23 protein-coding genes are annotated in these 23,591 nt (G+C 35.5%); 8 read left to right on the forward strand and 15 right to left on the reverse strand.

Annotated features, from left to right (window positions below):
* From CY0110_RS20600 to CY0110_RS20625, 6 genes are all read right to left on the reverse strand, one after another.
* Positions 1 to 1,098 (reverse strand): glycosyltransferase family 2 protein (locus tag CY0110_RS20600; protein WP_008277482.1); only part of this gene is annotated, 1,098 nt, incomplete at its 3' end.
* A 208-nt stretch (positions 1,099 to 1,306) separates the two neighbouring features.
* Complete coding sequence (locus tag CY0110_RS20605; RefSeq protein WP_008277483.1) at positions 1,307 to 2,569, reverse strand: SufS family cysteine desulfurase; 1,263 nt, start codon at positions 2,567 to 2,569, stop codon at positions 1,307 to 1,309.
* A gap of 47 nt (positions 2,570 to 2,616) precedes the next feature.
* Complete coding sequence (gene sufD, locus CY0110_RS20610) at positions 2,617 to 3,966, reverse strand: Fe-S cluster assembly protein SufD (protein ID WP_008277484.1); 1,350 nt, start codon at positions 3,964 to 3,966, stop codon at positions 2,617 to 2,619.
* Between the two features lie 411 nt (positions 3,967 to 4,377).
* The gene (locus CY0110_RS20615) at positions 4,378 to 4,863 is read right to left on the reverse strand and encodes an MEKHLA domain-containing protein (RefSeq protein ID WP_008277485.1); all 486 of its coding nucleotides are present in this window, start codon (positions 4,861 to 4,863) and stop codon (positions 4,378 to 4,380) included.
* Between the two features lie 3 nt (positions 4,864 to 4,866).
* A complete protein-coding gene (locus CY0110_RS20620) occupies positions 4,867 to 6,747 on the reverse strand; it encodes a phosphodiester glycosidase family protein (RefSeq protein WP_008277486.1) in 1,881 nt (626 codons plus the stop codon).
* 135 nt (positions 6,748 to 6,882) lie between these two features.
* On the reverse strand, positions 6,883 to 7,812 hold the full coding sequence (locus tag CY0110_RS20625) for a LysR family transcriptional regulator (RefSeq protein WP_008277487.1): 930 nt from the start codon (positions 7,810 to 7,812) through the stop codon (positions 6,883 to 6,885).
* Positions 7,813 to 8,042: 230 nt separating this feature from the next.
* Here CY0110_RS20625 and CY0110_RS20630 point away from each other — a divergent pair, with 230 nt between their 5' ends.
* The gene (locus tag CY0110_RS20630) at positions 8,043 to 8,261 is read left to right on the forward strand and encodes a hypothetical protein (protein ID WP_008277488.1); all 219 of its coding nucleotides are present in this window, start codon (positions 8,043 to 8,045) and stop codon (positions 8,259 to 8,261) included.
* An 84-nt stretch (positions 8,262 to 8,345) separates the two neighbouring features.
* On the opposite strand, the gene CY0110_RS20635 is transcribed toward CY0110_RS20630, so the two are convergent.
* Together CY0110_RS20635 and CY0110_RS30500 are read right to left on the reverse strand one after the other, a co-directional pair.
* On the reverse strand, positions 8,346 to 9,923 hold the full coding sequence (locus tag CY0110_RS20635) for a rhomboid family intramembrane serine protease (protein ID WP_008277489.1): 1,578 nt from the start codon (positions 9,921 to 9,923) through the stop codon (positions 8,346 to 8,348).
* A gap of 85 nt (positions 9,924 to 10,008) precedes the next feature.
* Entirely contained in the window at positions 10,009 to 10,179 is a 171-nt protein-coding gene (locus tag CY0110_RS30500) for a hypothetical protein (protein WP_008277490.1), read from the reverse strand.
* A 179-nt stretch (positions 10,180 to 10,358) separates the two neighbouring features.
* Between CY0110_RS30500 and CY0110_RS20640 the strand changes: the two genes are divergently transcribed.
* The gene (locus tag CY0110_RS20640) at positions 10,359 to 10,919 is read left to right on the forward strand and encodes a DUF2854 domain-containing protein (protein WP_008277491.1); all 561 of its coding nucleotides are present in this window, start codon (positions 10,359 to 10,361) and stop codon (positions 10,917 to 10,919) included.
* Between the two features lie 77 nt (positions 10,920 to 10,996).
* Here the strand turns inward: CY0110_RS20640 and CY0110_RS20645 are convergent, their stop codons facing one another.
* Positions 10,997 to 11,470, reverse strand: coding sequence for a DUF4079 domain-containing protein (locus CY0110_RS20645; RefSeq protein ID WP_008277492.1), 474 nt, complete (start codon positions 11,468 to 11,470; stop codon positions 10,997 to 10,999).
* 121 nt (positions 11,471 to 11,591) lie between these two features.
* On the opposite strand from CY0110_RS20645, the gene CY0110_RS20650 reads away from it, so the two are divergent.
* A complete protein-coding gene (locus CY0110_RS20650; RefSeq protein WP_008277493.1) occupies positions 11,592 to 12,098 on the forward strand; it encodes a hypothetical protein in 507 nt (168 codons plus the stop codon).
* Positions 12,099 to 12,101: 3 nt separating this feature from the next.
* On the opposite strand, the gene CY0110_RS20655 is transcribed toward CY0110_RS20650, so the two are convergent.
* Entirely contained in the window at positions 12,102 to 13,418 is a 1,317-nt protein-coding gene (locus tag CY0110_RS20655) for a glycoside hydrolase family 15 protein (RefSeq protein WP_035800211.1), read from the reverse strand.
* Positions 13,419 to 14,386: 968 nt separating this feature from the next.
* Between CY0110_RS20655 and CY0110_RS20660 the strand changes: the two genes are divergently transcribed.
* On the forward strand, positions 14,387 to 15,238 hold the full coding sequence (locus CY0110_RS20660) for a WecB/TagA/CpsF family glycosyltransferase (RefSeq protein WP_008277495.1): 852 nt from the start codon (positions 14,387 to 14,389) through the stop codon (positions 15,236 to 15,238).
* Between the two features lie 13 nt (positions 15,239 to 15,251).
* Here the strand turns inward: CY0110_RS20660 and coaE are convergent, their stop codons facing one another.
* Positions 15,252 to 15,848, reverse strand: a complete 597-nt coding sequence (coaE, locus tag CY0110_RS20665) for a dephospho-CoA kinase (RefSeq protein WP_008277496.1) — start codon at positions 15,846 to 15,848, stop codon at positions 15,252 to 15,254.
* 87 nt (positions 15,849 to 15,935) lie between these two features.
* On the opposite strand from coaE, the gene CY0110_RS20670 reads away from it, so the two are divergent.
* A complete protein-coding gene (locus CY0110_RS20670; protein ID WP_008277497.1) occupies positions 15,936 to 16,334 on the forward strand; it encodes a zf-TFIIB domain-containing protein in 399 nt (132 codons plus the stop codon).
* Between the two features lie 123 nt (positions 16,335 to 16,457).
* On the opposite strand, the gene CY0110_RS20675 is transcribed toward CY0110_RS20670, so the two are convergent.
* Complete coding sequence (locus CY0110_RS20675) at positions 16,458 to 17,045, reverse strand: hypothetical protein (protein ID WP_008277498.1); 588 nt, start codon at positions 17,043 to 17,045, stop codon at positions 16,458 to 16,460.
* Between the two features lie 388 nt (positions 17,046 to 17,433).
* On the reverse strand, positions 17,434 to 18,990 hold the full coding sequence (locus CY0110_RS20680) for a hypothetical protein (protein ID WP_050780023.1): 1,557 nt from the start codon (positions 18,988 to 18,990) through the stop codon (positions 17,434 to 17,436).
* A gap of 137 nt (positions 18,991 to 19,127) precedes the next feature.
* Between CY0110_RS20680 and CY0110_RS20685 the strand changes: the two genes are divergently transcribed.
* Positions 19,128 to 20,327 carry a glycosyltransferase gene (locus tag CY0110_RS20685; protein WP_008277500.1) on the forward strand — a complete coding sequence of 400 codons (1,200 nt, stop codon included), beginning with the start codon at positions 19,128 to 19,130 and terminating at the stop codon, positions 20,325 to 20,327.
* Positions 20,324 to 20,470 (forward strand): hypothetical protein, encoded by a 147-nt coding sequence (locus CY0110_RS30075; RefSeq protein ID WP_008277501.1) that lies wholly within the window; start codon positions 20,324 to 20,326, stop codon positions 20,468 to 20,470. Before CY0110_RS20685 ends, CY0110_RS30075 begins: the two co-directional genes overlap by 4 nt.
* A gap of 52 nt (positions 20,471 to 20,522) precedes the next feature.
* On the opposite strand, the gene CY0110_RS20690 is transcribed toward CY0110_RS30075, so the two are convergent.
* Together CY0110_RS20690 and CY0110_RS20695 are read right to left on the reverse strand one after the other, a co-directional pair.
* Positions 20,523 to 21,233: a GDSL-type esterase/lipase family protein gene (locus tag CY0110_RS20690; protein WP_008277502.1), complete on the reverse strand. Its 711-nt coding sequence runs from the start codon at positions 21,231 to 21,233 to the stop codon at positions 20,523 to 20,525.
* A 164-nt stretch (positions 21,234 to 21,397) separates the two neighbouring features.
* Complete coding sequence (locus tag CY0110_RS20695; protein ID WP_008277503.1) at positions 21,398 to 21,901, reverse strand: tetratricopeptide repeat protein; 504 nt, start codon at positions 21,899 to 21,901, stop codon at positions 21,398 to 21,400.
* Between the two features lie 162 nt (positions 21,902 to 22,063).
* Here CY0110_RS20695 and CY0110_RS20700 point away from each other — a divergent pair, with 162 nt between their 5' ends.
* Entirely contained in the window at positions 22,064 to 23,533 is a 1,470-nt protein-coding gene (locus tag CY0110_RS20700; protein ID WP_008277504.1) for a M16 family metallopeptidase, read from the forward strand.
* Positions 23,534 to 23,591: the final 58 nt, after the last annotated feature.

Here is a 23,591-nt window from a genome sequence, read left to right on the forward strand (position 1 = left end):
TAAATAAATACATTTATAGCCTTTTGCACTTAATTTTATCCCTGTATAATAATCTTCACTAACAGAGCTTGTGACAAAACCTCCTATTTCATCAAGATAGTTTTTTCTAACAATAAAAGAGCTTCCATAACAAACCATTGTTTCAATAGAATCTCTAATTAATTGATAGTGACGAGAAAATATTTCTACTTCATCCGTTAATTCTTTTTCTAGTCCTAAATTACGGGCAACTGGATCAATATTATAAAAGTTCTGATTAGTTTGAACTAAGGCAATTTTTGAGCTTTGAAAAAAGCCAACAGTTCGATTTAAGAAATTAATAGAAGGAATAAAGTCTGCATCAAAAACTGCTATTAAGTCTTCATTAATCTGATTTAGTGCATTGTTTAAATTACCTGCTTTCGCATAATCATTATTTTCTCTAGTAATATATTGACATCCTAATGCTTCGGTTAATTGCTTTATTTCTTGTCGTTTTCCATCATCTAATAAATAAATAGTTTTCTGAGGATAATCGATATTTTGGCAACCTAAAATGGTTCGTTTAAGAATAAATAATGGTTCGTTATAAGTGGTAATTAAAATAGCAACAGAAGGAATAAAATTATGATTAATGACATCACGGGAAAGTTCAGCCACTTGATGACGACGATCTTTGATCTTTAAGGTTAGATAAAGTTGTAACAATGTGCCAAATGTAAACAGTATTTCTATCCCCAGTAACAGTACACTAAAAATACTATTAGTTATATTAGATAAATTTAAAGTTGATAGCGATCGCCAATATAAATAACGAAGGGTTAACCCAATTAAAATAGTAACAATTAATCCCCGTGACCAAGATTTAGGGTGAGGGGATAATTTTATAGTGATTTGAGTCAGAATAACTAAAAAAAATGTTGGTAAATATAAATAACTCTTGTTTAATGCGAAATTCACCTCTCCTACACAGTAAAATAAAGTAATGGCTATCAAAAAACCAAAGATTGCTAATAATATAAAAATAACAAACCGTTGAGATAAATTGCTTAGAAGCAATTGTAATATGGATTTTTTCTGATTTGTTTGATCTGGTTGATTATCAACGCTTCTAAACATGAATGATCAAAGGAGAGATAAGAGTGCTATTTCTATTCTAATCATTCAAATGTTAAATTATGGTGAGAAGAAAATAAGAATTCCTTTAATCGGTAAATACACAGAAACTTATGGATAACTTGAGATAAATTGTATCTTATTTTACTAAAATTTTAAGCATGAAAAAGGTGGGACAATCCCACCCCCAAAAACGCAGGCTATATATTTATTATCCCATCATATTCGTAAAGAAATCAATAGTTTCTTTTAAAACCATGACAAATTGATCAATTTCTTCATAAGTATTATAGAAATATAAACTAACTCTCGCACTTCCTGAGGCATCAAATAAACGGTGCAAGGGTTGAGTACAATGATGTCCAGAACGAATGGCAACCCCTTCATGATCTAACAGGGTTGATAAGTCACTTCCATGAATTCCCTCTATATTAAATGCAGCTAAAGCAGCCCTTCCTTTTCCCTCTTTTGTAGGTTGTGGTCCGTAAACTTTTAGGTTAGGGACTTCTGCTAATTTACGAAATAAATAACTGGTCAATTCTTCTTCATACGCATGAATTTTATCCATGCCAATATCAGTCAAATAATCAACGGCTGCTCCTAAAGCGATCGCTTCTCCAATGGCGGGGGTTCCGGCTTCAAATTTGTGGGGTAATTCTCCACAGGTAAAGCCATCAAAAAAGACTTCATCAATCATTTCTCCACCTCCTAAAAAGGGAGGCATTGCTTCTAAGATAGCTTGCTTTCCATACAAGAAACCCACCCCCGACGGACCACACATTTTATGACCACTCGCCACTAACCAATCACAGTCCATTTCCTGCACATTAATAGGCATATGGGGAACACTTTGACAAGCATCAATCAATACTTTTATTCCCCTGTCATGGGCTAATCTAATTACCTCTTCAACAGGATTAATACAGCCTAATGTATTAGAAACGTGAACGATGGTGACTAATTTAGTTTTCTCTGATAACAAGGCTTTAAAACCTTCTAAATCGAAGTCTTGATTTTTAGTTAATGGAACATATTTAATGACTGCCCCAGTTTGTTTAGCAATCATTTGCCAAGGCACTAGATTACTATGATGTTCCATAACCGAGGTAATAATTTCATCCCCTGCTTGAAGATTAGTTAAACCCCAACTATAGGCAACTAAATTAATCGCTTCGGTAGCGTTTCTGGTAAAAACTATTTCTTTTGAAGAAGCAGCATTAATAAAGTTAGCAATCTTCTCTCTAGCTCCTTCATAGGCTTCTGTTGCCCTGATACTTAAGGTATGGGCCCCACGATGAACATTAGCATTATCTTTTTCATAATAGTGATGTAGAGCATCAAGTACCGCTACAGGCTTTTGAGAAGTAGCAGCATTATCTAAATAAAGCAAAGGCTTACCGTGAATTTCTTGATGCAAAATTGGGAAATCATCACGGACTTTTGAAGCTAGCGTTTTTTCTTGAATAGCAGTCATAGTTGAAGTTACAAATTAGAAGTGTTGTTATAGATTAGAGGAAAATCTTATGCCTCGATGGTACGACAAACGACACATTGAGTTAATCTTGTTTGCAAAGAATTTAACGGAATTCTTTCTAAAATTTCGGCAGCAAAGGCATCAATTAAAAGATGACGAGCATCGATTTCATTTAAGCCTCGACTCTGTAAATAAAAGAGTTCATCCGCTTCTAATTGACTAATGGTTGCCCCGTGGGAACATTTAACATTATCGGCTGTAATTTGTAGTTCGGGTTTGGTATTAATTCGGGCTTTTGGTGATAGTAATAAGTTACGGTTTAATTGGGTTGCATTGGTTAATTGTGCTGGTTTGGGGACGAAGATTTTGCCATTAAAAACGCCACGACCATTTCCATCAATAATACACTTATGTAATTGATGGGTAACACCATGAGGATGATTGAGACAAACGGCTGTATGAGTATCAGCAAGTTGCTCATTATCAATCATGGTTAATCCGTTAAGATGGCTTTCGGTTTGTGTTCCTTTTTGCCAAATTTGTAAGGTATGACGAGATACTTTTGCACCTAAATTTACTTCGTTACAAGTGTAGTGACTGTCTTGATTTTGGCTAATGGCACTCTTGCCAATGTGAAAGCTATCTCCTAATTCTCTTTGAATACGACTATGGTTAATTTGAGCATTGTTTTCTAACCAGATTTCTGTAACAGAATTGGTAAAATAAGGCTGATTCTTTTCATCATCTGAACAAGATTCTGTTACCGTGGCGTAATACTCCACAAATGATAAACTAGAGCCAGTTTCTGCTATGACTAACGTTCTCGGTTGTATCAAAATTGGAGTATCGTTACCCACGGTAAGAAAGAGCAATTGAATAGGGGTTTCAATGACACTATTTTTGTTAGCCCAAATAACGGCAGCATCCTTAAACCCTGCTGTATTTAATGCAGTAAATGCGTCTTTTTCTCCTTCTTGTTTCCCTAAATAGTTAGCAATTTTACTGTTTTTTGCATCGGGTAAATGACCTAAGTTACCAATATAGATATCTTCAGATAACCCAGATACATTAGATAACTCAGAACTGTATTCCCCATTAACAAAAACAAGGTAACTTTGTTGGGCTTCAGGTAAGATAAAATTATCAATAATAGTTTGAGTAACTGTCTCAGTTTTTGCTGTTTGAAAGTTTAATTGGTATAACTCCGATAAATCCGTAAACCGCCATTCTTCGTCTTTTTTGCTCGGAAGGGTTAATTCTTGAACTTGGGAAACGGCATTTTTTCTTAAGGTTTGCACATATTCAGTGTCAATGATAGGCGCATTGGCTTGACACTGTTGTAATAAATTACTTAAGCAGGTTTGTGAACCGGTTTTATCTAGAGTTGGGTTATTCATGCAGTTAAGGTCAATAATCGACAGTTAAACTCTCTTTTGATGCAGGTTTCGTCTGTTTCAAACGTTAATGCAATTTCATGACTCAACCTGAGTCTATACCCATCTTACAACACTTTAGCAACATTTTTGTTGTTAAAGTTGCTTTTTGCTCTTTACTAATAATTACTTAAGCTTATACCTATCTGTATTATATTTGTATTTCTTATCAAATAATTTTTGGCTAATTTAATAAAAAATAGTCGTTATATATACAAAAGACTTCCGAAATTGCTCAAGTACCCTACAAAATTATTGCTAAAAATCATCAATAAGCAACGAAAGAATGGGGTTGACAAAGCATACTATTTTTTTGTATATTTATGGATAGTGTAAGGTTAATTTGGGAAAAGTGTGCGTCTATGTAGAGACTAATTAAGGTAAAAAATAGAAGTCCGAATAAACAGCAGCTTGACCTTGATAAGTTTGTTGGTTATCGATTACATTCCAAACAATACCGTTATTAATTTTGAAGCGTTTCCCTGTCTTAGTGATACGGATGGTAGAGAAACGAGAATAACCTTTTTCTGTGGTTTCAGCCAATAGGCGATCGCGTTCTTGTTGTTCTATAGCTTCTGCTGTTTTCCTAGAGGGAGTTTGAATAAATTCTTCCCAGGTTAATTCCCAGATATCTAAAGCTTTTTGGTTACCATAATTAAAGATAGGATCGGTTTGAGTTCCATGAGAAGCCACAATAAAATTAGCTTCAAACAGTTGTTGTGAAACTTCTATGGCATCAGTCTTAACCTCAGTGATTCCAAAGTGTTCAAACAAAGAACGACCTAACCAATGCTCAAAACTACTGAGAATTAATTGTGTTCTTTGAATAACCTTTTCTTGTTGCCAAGGCTGATGATTCATAACTTAGGGCTTCACAAAAACACCAATACCATTATGAACTCTGGCTGCAGTAACAGGAGAACGATCAATTAACTGTCCTCCTAACACTAAACCTGTCGAACTTCCCCCATCTAAATTAAGAGCATCCGTTGCGCCTAAGCGTTCCATAATCAAGGCCATTTCATCTAAACTAGCCCCACTACCACCTACACGAGTATGAACGGCCACTAACATAATGGTACCGCGTTTGCTCAATCCGATGGCACTACGAGAGGCTTTTTGAGTTTGGAACCCTTTACTAAACTTTTCACTAACAGCATTTAAAACAACCCTACGGTTGCTAATTAACAAAGGTCCAGCACCTAAAACATGGGATAATTGATTAAATTCATTAGGAATAGTATTGCTTTGTAGGTTAACCCCTGTACCGCGAGCAAAAATATTAGGAGAAACAGCATTTTTGCGAATGGTTAAGAGATAGCCATTACTAGGAATAGGATAAGCTTTCGTTCCAGCTTGTCCTGCTTGCTCTTGATAAATAACTTGATTATTTTCGACATAAATAATGGTCTCGTTATCGCTTAAAGGGGTATAATTTTGCCCCCATTCTGAGGTGTAACGGGATACTCCAGCTTGAATATAGCCACTATTTAAAAATGAAACAGGTACTTGATTTCCTGTCGCTGTTATTAATGTTTCTTGTAAAGCCAATCGATTCATAAAGACTTGACCTTTCTCGTTCCACCCAATCGCACCACGACCTAAAATGGGACTAGATAACCAATTATTATCTTGACGAATTGCTCCTAAAGGAAGTTGATTGTTACGATTAAAAAAGCCTCCATTAATAGCAGCAGCAGCTTGCCATTTGTGGGCTGTTGTCACTAATGGCGCGGTTCCCATTTGTCCGTTAACATTAGTGGTGATAGGTTTAAGGGAAATATTCGGCGATCGCTGATCAATTTCTAACCAATTAACAGGAAAAGTCTCTTGTTTTCTTCCATTGTTAATCGTTACTAATTGTTGTCGCCAAATAATGCCCTTAGTCCAGACAATTTCTTTAGGAACCATACCATCGTCTCGAACATCAATCACGATGCGATTTGGATTAGATAAACTAAAGACATTTAAGCCGTGTGCCGTGGGTAAATTAACATGAACTTTGGTTAAATTCCCCGTATCTTCTAAAGAAAATAACGAAGAATCAAGCGGTTGAGAAACGGGACTGCCTAAATCATCTTCATCGGTATTTGTCCCAGGTTTTGGTAAAGAAGAAGTGTCATATTCAGATAATTTTGTTTGAGACGCTTTTCCCGAAATCATCACCACCCCATGACCTTTTGCCTGACTAATTTGCCAAACGGTAGGACGGTCAACTTCTAAAACAATGCGTTTTCCCCAGGTTTGATTACCTTGACGAATGTTATTAATTTGCGCTAAGGGAAAGTTTAATTTTAAGGTATTATTACTAACTTGTAATTCCCCACCCGCTAATTGAATTAATTCGGTAATATCCAAATAACGATAAGGAGCAATAAAACGAGCTAAAACTGGTAAAGGTTGACCTGAGCTTGTGCCAAACCAACGAACTGGTTGTAAACTGGGATCTTTAGTGCTGAGTAATTCTAAACCCAGTAAATTCATGGCTCCAACATCGCTAATTCCCGTGCGTACTTTATCTCCTTGTTGCCATTGAGTCCAAGGAATATTATAGGTCTTTCCATTGAGAGTAATTTCTTGTCCTTGTTGGATAGAGTTAGATGCTTCTACTGGGGCAATGGTTGGTGTTAATACAGCCTTTCCTGTGTCTGTTGGGGGTGAATTACCGAAACACAAATAGACTAAAAAAGTAGTGGTTAGGGAAATAGAAAAGAGACTTAGGGGATACCAGGGAAGTTTCGTCACTCGTCACGCCTCGTTATCAATGATCGTTCAGGGAATTAACTGAATGAATTGGCAGTATTGTAACACAGGGTTTGCTGATGATAAACGAGAGGCCGATGTCCGCTTTAATATTTTTGATGTTTGAATGATTAAGGATTAAACCTTGGCTAATTTTTGGATACTGGGGACTGAGAAGTTAGCACTTTCTTCTAACAGATAATCGAGAAAGGCTTTGGTAATAACGGATAATTGTTTACCGCCTAGATAGGCAACATACCAACGACGTTGAATAGGGAAATTTTCTACATCTAAAACCGTTAATTCACTGTCTATTCCTTCAGAAATTAAGGTATGTTGAGAGAGAACAGAAATGCCTAAACCGCCGGCAATAGCTTGCTTGATTGCTTCATTACTGCCTAATTCTAATCTGACATGAACAGAGACTTTATGTTTATCAAAAAGATTTTGTACGGCTCTTCTGGTTCCTGAACCCTGTTCCCTCATAATAAACGGTTCTCCTTCTAAAGCACTAATAGGAATGTTCCGTTTACCAGCTAAGGGATGATTTTTGAGAGCAATGACAACTAAGGGGTTATCTAGGAAAGGTTGAGTCGATAAATCTAACGCTTCAGGAGGATTACTAACGATGTAAAGATCATCTTCATTTTCTAGCATTCTACGCTGAATTTGTTGATGATTGGTTACCTTGAGAGAAACTTCTATGCCTGGATATTGTTGGCAGAAAGAGCCTAAAATTCTAGGAATAAAGTATTTAGCCGTAGTAATCACCCCTAACCTTAGTTGTCCTTGCTTTGTGCCTTTTAAATCGGCTACTTTCATCTCAAAATTATCTAATCTTTCAAAAATTTCTTGACAAGTTCTCAATAGTTCTTGTCCTGCTTCTGTTAGATACAGACGCTTACCAATTTGTTCAAATAAGGGAAGACCAATGGATTTGGTGAGTTGTTTAATTTGACTAGAGACGGTGGGTTGTGTGATAAATAACTCTTCGGCCGCACGGGTAAAACTACCATGTCGTGCTGTGGCTTCAAAGACCTTTAACTGGTGTAAGGTTGCTTGTATCAATGGTAATGCCCTCTTCTGTGCAATGGGAGTGATAGAAAAATAAGTCGAATGAGTGAGTTTCAGATGCGCTGTACATTTTTCATCATAGACTTATTTCCATACTATATCAAGTTGAGGTTGAAATAAATCTATTGTTAAGATGAGGGGTGACTGTAACATAAACAACTGTTTTCTTACTCTAGTCGTTGTATCCTCTCCCAAGAGAGTTAAATTGCTAGTAATAAATACTTATGTCTAATTCTAACGTAGAAATTTGTCCAGTGTGTGGTGTCAAAATTATCAGAAGCGTCGGAGGTGATAAAGTTATTTTTTCGTCGGGTCCGGTAGGGACTAGAGCGCGTTTATGGGCTAGGGTATGTAATTATGCAAAAAAATCGGGATGTATTAATCAAAATCAAGAAGCCATTGGTTCAGTCCATGAGAATGACTATTATAATCCCATAAAATAGGTTTGAGGCAAGCAAGCGAACCCGCGTCGTCACTTCAGCAAAGCTCAGTGCAAGCTTACGGCGCAAGGGAACGCCTTGAAAATTTTAAGAATAAGTTCTTCTATTAATCAAAAAATAACCGATATTTTCTAGAGTAAAACCAATTAATAAACCGAATAAATGGCTTAGCATACTAACTTGAGGAATGACTAAATCAGATACTAATTGTAAGCTAATGACTAATATCATAGTTAGTAATCTTTTACGGTTAATATAGGACTTATCTTGTAACCATTTCCTGAGAAAAATCGCAGTTAAACTACCGACCAAACCCATAATTGATGCTGAGGCACCGACAAGAATATAATCTACTGTATTAGTATAAAGAGCTACACAGGAAAATGCAAACATTGAACCGATTCCACTGAACAAATAAAGGACAAAATAATGGTATTTATTACTTAAAGATTCTACTAAATTACCAATAATATAAAGAGCAAACATATTCATTAAAAAATGTCCCCATCCGTAGTGAAGAAAATTAGCAGTAATTAACCGCCAAAATTCACCTTGCCAGACAATCATAGGAACTAAAGCCCCCAATTGATATAAACTTTCAATGTTTTCACTACCACCAAAATTAATTTCTATGATAAACCCTAAGCAATTAAGAATGATAAAAAATAGAGTTATTTTATTACTTTTTGACTTGAAAATATTATAAGTTGTGTGAAATTCTTTATTTTTAAAGTTAGTCTTATAAAGAATTTTGTAGTCACTATTTTTAATTCTGTTCAAGAAAGAAATTAAGCTTTTTGTGCATCTCCATTCGATGGATGATTTTAATATATAATGATTCTCCAAATATGTGGTAAGTAAAGTTTCATAGTTATTATTATTCTGACCCATGACTGTTCTTACTGTAACTAACCAAAACGCCTGTAAATATTTTGGATAAAAAGATAATTCAGATTGAAATAAGTTTTTTGTTGCTGCAATTTGACCAGAAAAAACAAAAGCATATAATTTAATTTGAGAAATATAAGAGTATTTTTTTCGTTTTAATAAAATAGATTGTACAGTTAAAAGATTTTGAAATAATTGCTTCAATTGGCCTGTTTCTCCTAAAGTTCTCATATAATAAGTGAGTAAAAGAGGATCAGAAAATAATATTTTTTTGTCAATTTGATTATTAAACCACTGTAAACAACTCTGCCAATCTCCTAAAATTTCATAAGTAAAAAGTTGATAATAACAACAAAAAATCGGAAGATGATTATGTTTTTTATTCAAAAGATCGATAGCCTTTTGTTTATTTCCATTGTCAGCCAATTCTAGAGCCAATAATAATTGATAATAGTTTCGCCAATATTTAGTAAAATGTAAAACCATTAATCTAGATAAAAGTTGGCGAGATTTATGATAGTTTTTAACTTCAAATAAACGAGCAATACGCCGTAATCCCCACTGAGGAATCAATAAAAAAAAGATAGATAAACTTCCTCCTATCCAAGCACTTAAATTAAAATTAATAACTAATAATAAAGCTGTCATTAAAATAATGGATATAGAAATAGTTATCCAGCCATCATTTTTGGGGATAATTCCTTTAAACGTTTGTATAATAGTAACTAAACAAGTAGAAAAAACTGTTATAATAATCAGGATATAAAAATCTATCATTCTTGATTTCTGTGAGAGTAAAAAACTAAAAGCGACAGAAACCAAATAATAAACTGTCGCTTTTAGGAGAAAAAGAATTTAAGAATTATGTAGGAAAAGTCAATTCAAACTCTTCAATTAATTCGTCAAGTTCTTCGAGAGCTTGTTTAACATCCACTCGTAAAATTCCTAAATCTGGTTTTTTCAAAAGTTCAACTAAAAATCCTCGTTTACTTTCGATTAATTTGACTTGTTCTTGAATTGTTTCTTTATCCATTTATTTGAACCTAAAGTGAACACTAACTCTAGGATAAACAATATTGAGTATTCTGATCTAGCATTAACCAAAAAATTTCTCAAAAATAAATTATTTCTTGTTTGAGGGTTTCCCTCTTTTCTTAAGTACCCATCACGAGGATAATAAAATTTAAAGCGATCGCAAAACACAGGAATTTTATGTTACGCAAACTTTCATTAGCACGAGTTGGATTAACCGTCGGAGGAATTTTAACCATTATCGGTTTTGTCGCCTATGCAATGGATAATCCTACCCTTAATTTAGCAGGATTTTTCTATGGTGTCCCGATTTTATTAGGGGGACTAGCTCTTAAAGCAGCAGAACTAAAACCCATTCCCTATAGTCAAGAGATATCTCCAGAAATTATAGCTTTAAGGGAAGAAAAAGCCACTCCAACCCAAGACCAAATTCGTAAAGATGTTACCCGTTATCGTTATGGACAAGAAGCCCATCTTGATGAGTCTCTCGAACGGTTAGGCTTAAGTCCAACCGATGAAGATAGACCTATTTTAGTGGCCATTCGAGAGGAAAAAGTAGAAGAAAAATATGCTTTAATCCTAGAATTTGAATCTCCTTTTATTTCCCTAGAAACTTGGCAACAAAAAAAAGAAAAAATTGCAAAGTTTTTTGGACCTGGGATTACAGTAAAAATTGATGGTAAAGAAGATAATAAAGTAGACCTTTTCCTAATTAGCTTAGGAAATAATCAAGATAACTAAATTAAAGGTAACAGGAAACGATACCTTCCTGTTACCGAATTAAACTAAGAAAAATTAATGTAATGTGTACCTTGCGCTTAAGACATTTTATCAAGAATTTTTTGGACAATATTCATCCCACTAAAGGCTTGCCAACCGAATAAACCCACAATAGCCGTGTTCAAAGTAATATGGGTGTAACGGGCTAACTCATTACCTTTCTGCATTAAAGGAGAAAGAGAAGCAGAAACCGCGATCAACCCAGTCATACTTAGCCCAACCAATAAATGGGGACCGACGAATAATTTACCATTGTTGATGTAGGTAACAGCCATACCACCTAGATTACCTAATACCATTAAACCTAAGAGTAAAGAACCTAATTGATAGTGGCGAGTCCGAAAATCTTTTTTTATTAATTCTTTTTTGGTATCTTTTTGGGCAAAGCGAGTCCGTCGCCATTGAATGCCTAAATATAGGGCATAAAGGGTTAAAGCGAATAAAATCCACATCAGAATAGGATGGCCAAATTGTGACCAAACCTTAATGGGTTCTGGAATGTCTACGGTCATAAAGAGTTCCTTAAGAAAATGATCAGAGTAAGTTACAAAACTTAACTTAACATAAATTGTAGACCAATAAGTGGTTTGACACAATCAAAGAGGAATCAAAAATTTAAGGAGTCACTGAAAAATGCTGTTGAAAATACGTCAAGTTTTTACGGTTTTTGCTTTAAGTATTCTCTTATTACTAACATCTTGTGCCACTCAAGCCCCATCAAGGTTTGACCAGGCACAGCAAGAAAGCAGCCAGAGAGGCAGTAGTGCCGTTGTTAAAGAATCAGAGTCAGGGGGCAGTTTTAATCAGTTTTTCCCCCCTTCTGGTGGCGGATATGAGCGTGTTTATACCCAAGAAAAAAAAGGATTTGCAGAAGCTAAATTGAAAAAAGACGGTAAAGAAGTGGCCATGTTAGCCATTTCTGACACGCTCAATAATCCCACTGCAGCCAAAAAATTCGAGAAAAGTACCCAGAATATCGGGGGTTATCCTGCAGTTTCCCAAGGGAGTACCGGAACCGCCGTTTTAGTTGGCGATCGCTATCAAGTGAAGGTATTGTCTCGTGATCCTGCTTTTTCTGAGAGCGATCGCCAAGCTTGGTTAGAAAAGTTTGATCTCAATGGATTATCACAGTTAAAATAATTATCAATTATTATTAATTGACAAAGAGTGTTTCATCATTTCTAAAGCCATTCTAAGGTTAGCTTGTGTCCACAATAAAGGAGTCGCATCTCCTGGGACATAAGCTTCTTTTTTTAAGTAGTATAATTCAGGACATTTGAAAGCCCCAAAAGGACTATCCGAAGAGGTTATTTGCCCTAAAGAACGATTAAGATAATAAGTCTGTTGTTGTAGATAGTTTATCTCTTGTGTCTGTTGAAATTTAACACCAAAAATGGCAGAAATAATGGGATCAAAAATACACCATTGAGCCTCTTCTCCTATTTGTAGTTCTCGATTATTCTCTTTAAACCATTGTTCTCTATCAGTGGAAAGGGTTGTCCTAATTTCAGGGGGAACTTCTTTATAGTTTTTACACCAAAAAGAATCTTTTAAATAGCGTCTAATTCCATAATCTCCTTGTAAATTATTAATAACATCTTCAAGAATTTTGTTGGACATATCTCCTTTAATAACTTGGAGAGGATAAATCAAAAAGAGTAAAGCTGAATCATAACGTCGATTTTTAGGCTTTTTTTGAATACATTCTGACGGTAAAATTTTATTGAGTTCTTCTTTCCCTTTTGCGATTAAGTTATTAACAAACTCAATATTAATCATTGTATTATTTACTTTTAAATCATTGGTCAATGGTAATTCTTGGAACAATCGTTTAAACTCGGTTAAACCAGCTAGAACTACTCCAATGCTAGAAGCTTCAATTTTGGGATCTTCTTCCCAATGTCCACTATCTTCATCTTGCCAATATTCAATAGCATGAAAATAAGCCACAAAAAGACTGATGGTTTCTAATTGCTCGATGTTTGTATTTAATCTTTTTTCTCGTACTAATTTACAATAAAACCAGACAAAATATCCCAAAGCATCATTTTGAGCATGGTTCCATTCTTGGTCAATTTCTTCTAAAGTTTCTCCCTTAAAACGAATATGGGGACGCTGCATCATTTCATCTTTGTTAACTTGACCTGTAATAATATTCAAAAACCGCGATCGATGGGTCTGAAAATATTGCATTAAAGTCTGAACTGTTTTAAGTGCTATATCGATTTTATTACAACAATAATGAGCATAAGCTACATAAATATTATCCCTAACCCAAACATTACTATATCCTGTATATTCAGTATTAGAAATAATAGCAGCAGCCGAAAATAGTCCATTATCCAAAGGAGAAAAATCAAAGGTTTTTTGCTGTTCTAAGAGTTGGATAATCTTTTCAATCTCGGATAAAGAATAATCGGAAGAAACTAACTGACTAATGGTTTGATTATGAATGATCATTTTTTTTAACGAGATAACTATACTATTTAGGCAAATAATTTTTACCATCACTTTTTTACAAAATTACCTAAATTCTTCCCTTTGTATAGAATTTAATAGAATAATATTGTTTTGATAACTACTACCGAAATTGATAAAGCAATATTAATATCGGTGAAGAAAATTTAAGGTTACATATTAAGCAGCCAAATTCTCTGTACTATTATAAAGCAACAAATAAGTTGATTGAGCAATTACTGAATAATTTCTGAGGAATTTTATCTGTTATGCTTCGACTAAAACTGTTCCCTAATCTTTATATTTAATCCTCATAACTGACTGGTGATTGCTATATGTAACGTCTCAAACTACTATAGCTGATTGGAAATTATGGGAAATACAAATTAAGACATAAGCCAACTTCCATTTAATTTCGATACTACTCTTTATGAGCCTAAAAACGCCTTTTGGATGGCGATCTTTTCTAATCTTGTTTATTTAACGATAGGAGATAAAAAGACGTTAATCCCGATGATGAAGCCTTAAATACAGATGAATTATCGATATGGCTCAAAGGATTAAAAAAACCTAAGCGATCGCTGTCGTTGACTGGTCACAGTTTAGGGGGTGCAAGGCATTTAAACTTGGAGAAAGAAACTTCCTGAGCAATGGGAGCGTTTTTCTGAAGAACTATAAAGTCTTTGTTCTAGAGCAGGTGTATTATCTTTTACAGCAACAGGAGACACAGAAGACTTAGAAATTTTTCTAAAAACATTCTCCGACTCGACTACTGTTGCTTTTTCGGACTTTTCTACGAAGCTTTCACTGAGGTAAGTAATTAGACTGATTGGGCTTTAGGTACAACCTCTCATAGTTTGAAGTTATACACTAAGTTATACACGAAGTTATACATAAAGATATACACTAACGCTAACGTTAACCACCCATAATAGGAATAGGGGAAAATAACTAGATCCTAAGTGTATCCTATGAAGACTGTTAACATTCTTGATGTCGCTATTGACAATCTTTCAATCAAAGAATTACTGAACTCTCTGAATCAGAAGGGGGGTGTTGTCGTAACCCCTAACGTAGATCACCTGATGAAACTCCGTAAAGATGCTGAATTAAGGAATGTCTATCGGCAGTCAGATTATCGAGTGTGTGATAGCAAGATTGTTCAGTTTGCCTCTTATTTCTTAGGAACACCGATTCAAGAGAAAATTTCGGGGTCTGATTTTTTTCCAGCTTTTTATGAACACAACAAAGATAACGAAAACATCAAAATCTTTTTATTGGGAGCGCGGGAAGGGGTTGCTAAAATTGCCCAAGAAAGAATTAACCATAAAGTGGGTAGAAATATTATCGTAGATTGTTATTCCCCCGCTTATGGGTTTGAGCAGGATGAAGAAGAATGTCAAAGAATTATAGACAAAATCAAAGCATCATCCGCTACTGTTTTGGCAGTGGGGTTAGGTGCGCCTAAACAAGAAAAATGGATTAACCGTTATCGACATCAACTACCTGGGGTGAAAATATTTTTAGCCATTGGTGCGACCATTGATTTTGAAGCAGGTTATAAATCTCGTTCTCCTAGGTGGATGAGTGAAGCAGGATTAGAATGGTTATATCGTTTATTGTCTGAACCTCAACGGCTTTGGAAACGTTATTTAGTTGAAAGTATGCCATTTTTTGGTTTAATTGTGCGTCAAAAAATTAAGACAATAGTGTCTACGCAAGCTTTTTTTAAAAAAAAGTCAATCAAAAAATTTACTCAGGAAAAGTGGATAATAATTAAATTTTGGATGGCTATTTTACTCCTGAGTAAAACGTCTTTTTAATCAGATTATAAGCTTAATTCTTTTTTATTATTTTATCAATTTGTTGATACAAGTTTTTTTTTGTAGAGGAATTATCAAGAACAACGTCAGCCCTGCTAACTTTATCTTCAATGGGAAACTGACTTTTAATCCGAGCGATCGCTTCTTCTTCGCTTAAATAATTCCTGTCTATTAATCGTTGTAATTGTTGTTCATAGGAACAATATACTACCCAAATTTCTGTTACTAAATCGGTTAATTGAGATTCAAATAATAAAGGAATATCTAAAACAATAATCTCCCCTTCATATTGATTTTTTTCTTGTTGAAATCTTTGTCTAACATAGGGATGAATTTGTTGTTCTAACCATTGTTTTTCTGTTGAATTATTAAAAATAATATTACCTAATTTCTTACGATTTAATTCGCCATTGTTTAAACAAATATCTGAGCCATATCGTTTTTTAATAGTTTGTAAAATAGGAGAATTTTTCTCAACAGCTTCCCTTGCATAAGTATCAGCATCTAAAACTCGAATATTACAAACAGTGGCTAAATAATGAGAAACTGTCGTTTTTCCTGTCCCTATTCCCCCCGTTAACCCAATAATTCGTTTTGATTTTCGATTCATTATTAAAAACTAAAATAAGCCTAGAATTTTCAGGGATTATAAACAAAAGCTGATAAACTTTACATATCTTAGAAAAGCGAAAATATTATGAATTTATTAAGGTGTCCTAAATGTAGAGAAAAATTAGAGCCGATTATTTATGAGGATATCGAAGTTGACCGTTGTTGTCAATGTAGAGGTATTTGGTTTGATTCCTCAGAAGCTGAAAACCTTAAAAAGCTTAGAGGTTCAGAAACAATTGACATTGGACAATTGAATAGGGAAAATCATAAAGAGGCTTTAGACACTGACATTCTTTGTCCCCATTGTAATATTGCAATGACCAAAATATTTGATATTGATAAACATCCCATTTGGTACGAAACCTGTCCTCAATGTCAAGGTATTTGGTTCGATGCAGGGGAATTCAAGAAATTTAAAGATAACTTTTCTCATCCTAAATTGTTATCTAGAGCATTCAATCTGTTTCGCTTTAAAAAAAAATAATTACTATAATGCAAAAAGTTAAAGGCGATACTTTACATTTTCTAGTAAGTATCGCCTTTATTTTACCAATAATTAAATTTTGCTCTTGTCACCAAATTCTCTAACTCCCTGATAACACCAACCTTACCACATACCAGGAACGGGTTCAGGCGCAGGTTCAATTTCAGCTTGATTTTCTTCTACAGGAGGTAAACTTACGTCAGGACGATCCCAATCAATATCAGTTCTGGTTACTAAGGGAACTTCTCGTAAATCTAAACGAGATACCCAACGGGGACGAGATTCAGCAACGTAGACATCTAACTCAGGTCTTTCGTCACTAATAATAACCCATTCACCGTCAACTTCTTTCATGATGACATCAGCACCAGCTACAAGAGTTGGCCAGTAACCAGGTAATTGACTGGTTACGTGCCAAACATCCCGTTCTCCTGTGGTTAAGCCAACATCATAATTCATTCTGACGTGAGCATCTTTATTTTGTCCTGCGGAAATGATTTGAATCTGAGCGACATCTCCGGTAACACCACGAATACGACCGATGACATAGTCTTCAAATTTGAATTCTAACCAATCGGAACGATAAACATCGATGGGATCTTGGATAACATGACCCCGTAATTGACTAACAAGAACCTCTTCTTGAGCAGGTTCTGCTTGAGCAGGGGAAATTCCCAGTAAGGATAAGCCAAGGGCTAATCCTGCTAACATATGTGAGTGTTTGATAAACACGATGACCTCACTCCAACCTAATTGGGTAAACTATAAATTGGGTAAACTGTTCTTTGACACTTTTAAGGATAGTTTAGTTCCCAGGTAAAGCCCAGAAATTTTAACTATACCTTTATAAGTGTTAACGCAAGCATAATGATTTTTCAAGGTTTCCGAAGTCCCCAAGCCGATTTAGGGGACTTTATTTAACCTCACATTGTCAAGATTTCCTAACATTCTATAACTTAAGGATGAATGGCGACCCAGAAATGAACTGTATAAGCGTCGTTATTTCTTACTTCTTAATCCTTCGGACTGATTTTTGATATCTTCTATTGAAGAAGGAGTCCAAATACAGAATTCAGGATTCAAAAGAAAAAAATATACTTCACTGACCCAACTGGGGTTTAATCTGGTTAAAAAAGTCCCCCACGGCACTTAAATCAATGTTTTTGACGAAATCGACTAATTTTTGTAGCCATTGAACCTTATTAGTATTAGGAATTTGTTGAGACGAGGGGGTTATCGTCTCAGGTTCGATGGTTTCTGATAAAGGAGTTGAAGTTTCTTCTATCACTGTCTCTGATGAGTCTTCAGTCAAACTTTCATCAGTCTCTAGTTCTGTGGGTTCAATGATAGTTTCTGGTTCCTCTATAACTGTTTGAGTCTTAGATGAGGTTACAGTTTGATCAGAAGTTGGTAATGGTTCTATCGTTTCAGTTTCTTGAGTAATGGTTTCATCAGAAGCCGGTAAGGGTTCTATCGTTTCGGTTTGTTGGATGATCGTTTCTGGAGAAGCAGATCCAGATTCTATCTTTTCAGTTTCTCGGGTAATGGTATCATCAGAAATCGGTAATGGTTCCGTATCTTCTTCAGTGATGTTTTCAGACGTAGGACTGGTAATGGGTTCAGAAGCAGACTCTTCAACTTGTTCTTGAGGTTCTATGGTTTCTTCTACTGTGGTGGGGGGAATCTCTTCTTCGATAGGTTCAGGTTCTAAGGTATAAATATAATTGGGATCAACAACAGAACGAGCTACCTCAACAGACAGTTCTCCTCGCACCAGTTTTGATAGGGTATCCTCTCCGTTAGGTTCGTAGGTAATCACTCGAACGGTATCATTAAAGGCATTATTAACTTCGTTTCCTTGTTCGTCAATAAATTCTAGCTGTACCCAGTTTTTCCCTGGTTCAAACCCTTTTAAATAAATAGGTTGCCAAGTGTCAATTAAGAAGCTTTCCCCGTTGATGGTAGCTTTAATACGCCAGTCTACAATCTCATCATTGGGATCACTTTGGGCAACAAAATGTAAGGGCGCATTGGTTAGATAGAAATCTAACATAATCGGTTCTGCCCCGTAACTTCCTTGGGGACGACTATAGGTAAGCAGAGGAAGGGAAGAAGAGGGAGAATTATCTTCTGTTTCTGTAAACACACTGAAAGTGGTTTGTGCATAAGCCCCTTCATTTTTAAAACTTTCGTGCCAAGGACGAGAGGCAAACACCCGAATGGTATGGGTTCCTGGGGTTAAATCTTCGATAATAATGGGTTCATCAACGTTATAAATAGCCCGATAGGGTTGATTATCCACAAAAAGGTGTAAATGGGGTCCGAGTCCTAGGGTTTCATCTTTAAATAAAGGATAGTCTTTGACCTCTAACTGCACTGGTACATTTGTTTCTGAGAACATTTGCTGAGGTTTGGGACTAATAATGGTAACTTGAGGATGATATTGGGCTAAAACCTCTTTCAGTTCTTGAATAACTGTCGGAGGAGCAATTTCTGTTAATTTCGTGGTGGTAACAGGAACGGGAGAGGGTTCTATTCCAGGGGAAGACGCTTCTAAGCGATCGCTACACCCTATTAACCCCCAACTTAAAAGACCAACGAGAATAGAACTAGACAGGACTTTGATCAATGGCGATCGCTGATTCAACCCAAACACTGCTTACTCTCCTTCTTGTGGCAAAATCGGTCTATCTTTGACTATATCAGTTGCGTTGCAAAAACTCTAACCTTTAGGGGTGTGGGGTGTAGGGTTTGATAAAATGTAGTTTATATTTTTTCTAATATTTTTACCTTATGAAATATTATTTAGTTTATAGTGAACTGTCACAACAACCTGATTCTGCCCATGAAATTCATGATGTTATGTGTGCCAATGCTATGGCTAATCTGGGTTATAAAACTATTTTGACTTACCCTAATTACTCTCAATCTAACTTAAATATAGGGTCACTATTTTTTCCTTTTCACCTACAAAAACCTAGCAGCAATTTTATCGAGTTTTATGATATTCAAGATCAATTAAATGTTTTGCCGTTGTTGATTCCTAAACTGATCCGTAAAGGAATTAATCGTTTTAATTTGAGTAGTTTGATGTGTAAATATTATTTACCAATTTATCTTAAAAATAAAATTACAGCAGTTCATACTAGAAATTGGAACTTTGCTAAGGCTGCGGTTAAAAATAAAATTCCTACTATTTTTGAACGCCATTATTTTCCTGAAAATAAGTTTGACCAAGCGATCGTTAATAATCCTTATTTTAGGGTTTGTATTAGTCAATCTGAACTAACTCGACAGAGTATCATTGATGCTGGAATGCCTACAGACAAAGCAATTTGGTTACACAATGGCTTTAACCAAACTTTCTTAGAAAGAAATTCAGATGATGCTGAAACCTGGCGTAAACAATTACTAAAAAATAACCGTAAAAAGTTAGTGATTTATTCAGGCGCACTTTATCCTTTTAAGGGGATTGATTTACTAATTGATGTGGCTAAACTATTACCTAATATTGAATTTGCCATCACAGGAGGAACGGAAGAACAGGTTAAACATTATCAAACAATTGCTCAAAGGAAACAAGTTGAAAATATTACTTTTTTAGGTTGGATTGTACCGCGATCGCGTCTTATTAGTCTTTTTCAAGCTGCCGATATTTTAGCTCATCCCCATCTCTCAGGTAAGTCGGCAAATTTTACAAATCCCGTTAAATTCTTTCAGTATTTAGCATCGGGAACTCCTATTGTTGCCACGGAAATTCCTCCTTTAATGTTTTTTAAACAAACGGTTCCCGTTGCGGTTTGGTGTCCTCCTGATCAGCCATCTATTTTTGCTCAATCTATCCAAAAAGCATTAGAGCTTTATCCACGAAAGTCAACAGGATATCAAGAAAATATTGAATATTCTCAAAAATTTTCTTGGGAAAAGCGGGCAGAAAAAATTGTCAAGTATATTCCTGAACTTCATCATGATGGGGAAAGTATTCAACCATGACAAGTGTTCCAAGATTATTTCCAAAAAATTCTGAAAATCCTCGTAGTGAAATCCCAGAACCTCGAATCATCATCGTTGCAGGAACTTCGATCGCTTTTGGTACAACCTTTCAACGTAAATTAGCTAAAGCTGAGAAGAAATAGAATTTGATAATACACCTTGTCAAAGTCAGGTAGGCAGTGCATCCTCTTACAATTAAACCATAGCTGATAGATTACTCATATTTAATTGTTGTAACCCTTGCCAATTTAAAATATCCTCATACAAAGATTCATACCCTTTAACATTAGGATGTAAACCATCATTAATTAATCGTGATTTAACATAATTTTCTCCTCTTGCTAACCATAAATCAAAAATATCTAGATAAGGAATATTGCGAGACTGACACAGTTTTTTAGTTACTTCTTTATAACGATATTGATCAAAATGATTAAAATAAAAACAATCTATAAAAGGCATTTTTTCTTCATCTACAGGAACCATACCTACAAAATAAACAGGACATAGTTGCTGCGCTTGGTCTAATAAATTCTCTATTTCCTGTTGATAAGTCTCAAAGTCTGTAAATAAACGCCCATTGGGTCGTCTCAACCTGGCTGAATCATTCACCCCAACTGAAAGAATAATCACATCAGGGACACGGTTGCGTAACTCTCCCCGATACCTATATTCCCCTTCTAACCGTTCAGCTACCTGTTGGGTGCGATCGCCTCTCACCCCCAAATTATATAACACATGACCATTTTCTTGTGCCATCCACTGACGACGCAACCTTTCAACCCATCCACCCCCAACGGGATCGCCGTACCCATACACCAAACTATCTCCTAACGCCACAATTCTCAATGATTGATGGTTAAAAGATGAATTCCAAATTTGGGTAGGGGTTGCAAGGGTTGACATCCAAAGGACTCCTTTAATAGTCTGTAAAATAACTTCATATTTAGATATGAAACTTCATTGTAGCTTAACTGCGTCAAAATGCTTAGTCAATATTCTTGTCTTTTTTAGATAAAATTTTGTTGCCAGTAATTCAGTTAAATTAGAGGATTCAAAAAGAGTTCAGATTAGTTGAGAAGATTATCGATTTCTGGATAACGAGAGGTTTGTCCTTGTTGTTTTAAGAGTGTCTTGGCTTTTTTCAAATCAGCGATCGCTGCTTGACGATCATCTAATTGTAAATACACTTTTGCCCTTTCGATGTAAATATCTGGTATGGTTTGATTAAGGGTTAAAGCTTTGGAAAAATCAGCGATCGCTGCTTGATAATTGTCAATCTTAGCGTAGGCAATACCACGATTATAATAAGCTTCAACTTCTTCGGGATCGGACTGTAGAACTTCTGTAAAAAGAGCGATCGCCCCTTGATAATCTCCTTTAATTCCTTTTTCCATCCCTTGAATTAATAAGTCATTGAGATGGGGATCAGAAATATAAGTTTGAGCGATAATCTGAGAATTTACCATTAAGATAGTATTAAGAGAATCACTCAAGCCTGAAGTTGGTAAACAAGAAGTAACGAAAAGAATAACGGGTAACAATAAGACCTTATTTTTAACTGATAAATACACAGAAAATTCCCTAAGGATTAGTAACTTAACTATTGGTATAGCAAAAAAATTGAATCATTAGCAAATGATAGAAATCCCCTGGAACTGCAACAAGGCAAAAGAAGACTTATCATAAGAGAGTAAAATAAGAGTTTCATCACACAAAAATTTTTAACCGTTTCTATGATTGACATCTCTATAAAACGATTTCGCTGGTTAGGTTTAATTGTAATAACAACCTTGCTAGTCTTAATTTTTCGTTTACCTGCTGTTGCTCAAACTCCCAGACACTACACCGAGTTAGAATTTCCCCCGTTACCTGAAATCTCCATTCCTCAATACGAACGCTACCAACTCGACAATGGGATGGTAATTTATTTAATGGAAGACCATCAGTTACCCTTAATTAAAGGCAATGCTTTAATCAAGACCGGATCACGACTTGAACCGGCTCAAAAAGTTGGCTTAGCCGAAACAACTGGAAGCTTGATGCGTTTAGGAGGAACCCAAAAACATTCTAGTAATGAAATTAACGAACTCCTAGAACAACGGGCTGCTACAGTAGAAGTGAGTATCGGCACCACTTCAGGGAGTGCCAGCTTTAATACCCTGACAGAAGACTTAGAAACGGTTTTCATGCTCTATAGTGAAATCTTGCAAGAACCCGCTTTTGCCGATCAACTATTAACCTTAATCAAAACCCAACAAAAAGGTCAAATTGCCCGTCGTAACGATGATCCGGGGGACATTGCCAGTCGAGAGTTAGAAAAATTGATCTATGGGGAAGAGAGTCCCTATGCTCGTACTACCGAGTATGAAACCATCAATAATATTATCCGTGACGATGTGGTGGCCTTTCATCAAACATACGTACGGCCTGAGAATATCATTTTAGGGATTGTTGGAGACTTTGAACCGAAAACCATGAAGTCTTTAATCGAGAATCGTTTAGGAACATGGCAACCAAAGACCCCAGACCCAGAGATAAATATCCCCTCAGCCGAACAAAAACAAAGCCAAGGGGTGTTTTTAGTTAATCAACCTCAATTGAATCAAAGTAATGTGTTATTGGGGCATTTAGGGGGAAAATTCGATAGTCCCGATTATCCGGCTTTAGCAGTGGTGAATGGTTTACTGAATGGGTTTGGGGGTCGTTTATATAATGATTTGCGATCGCGTCAAGGTTTAGCCTACAGTGTGTATGGTTATTGGAGTGCAGCCTATGATTATCCTGGGGTATTTATTGCCGGAGGTCAAACTGCGTCTCAAACGACGGTACAATTTATTAATTCTTTAATGACAGAAATTAAAGAAGTACAAAATAATCCCATTGAACCGGATGAATTAGACTATGCTAAAGAGTCGATTTTAAACTCGTTTGTCTTTAAATTTGAGAATCCTAGTCAAACCTTATCTCGTCTGATGGCCTATGAATATTATGGCTATCCTCAAGACTTTATTTTTGATTATCAAAAAGGGGTAAAAGCAACCACTATTGAAGATGTGCAACGGGTGGCACAAGAACATTTTAAACCAGAAAATATGGTTACTGTAGTGGTAGGAAATGAACAAGAAATAAACCCGCCTTTATCTCAACTCGGACAAACTGTTACCTCCATTGATATCACCATTCCTGAAGAAGCGAAAACTTAATATCATTTGTAGGGGCTTAATAAGATTAAGCCCTTATCATTCAGATAAACTGATTCAG

The organism is Crocosphaera chwakensis CCY0110 (assembly GCF_000169335.1).
Lineage (GTDB): Bacteria > Cyanobacteriota > Cyanobacteriia > Cyanobacteriales > Microcystaceae > Crocosphaera > Crocosphaera chwakensis.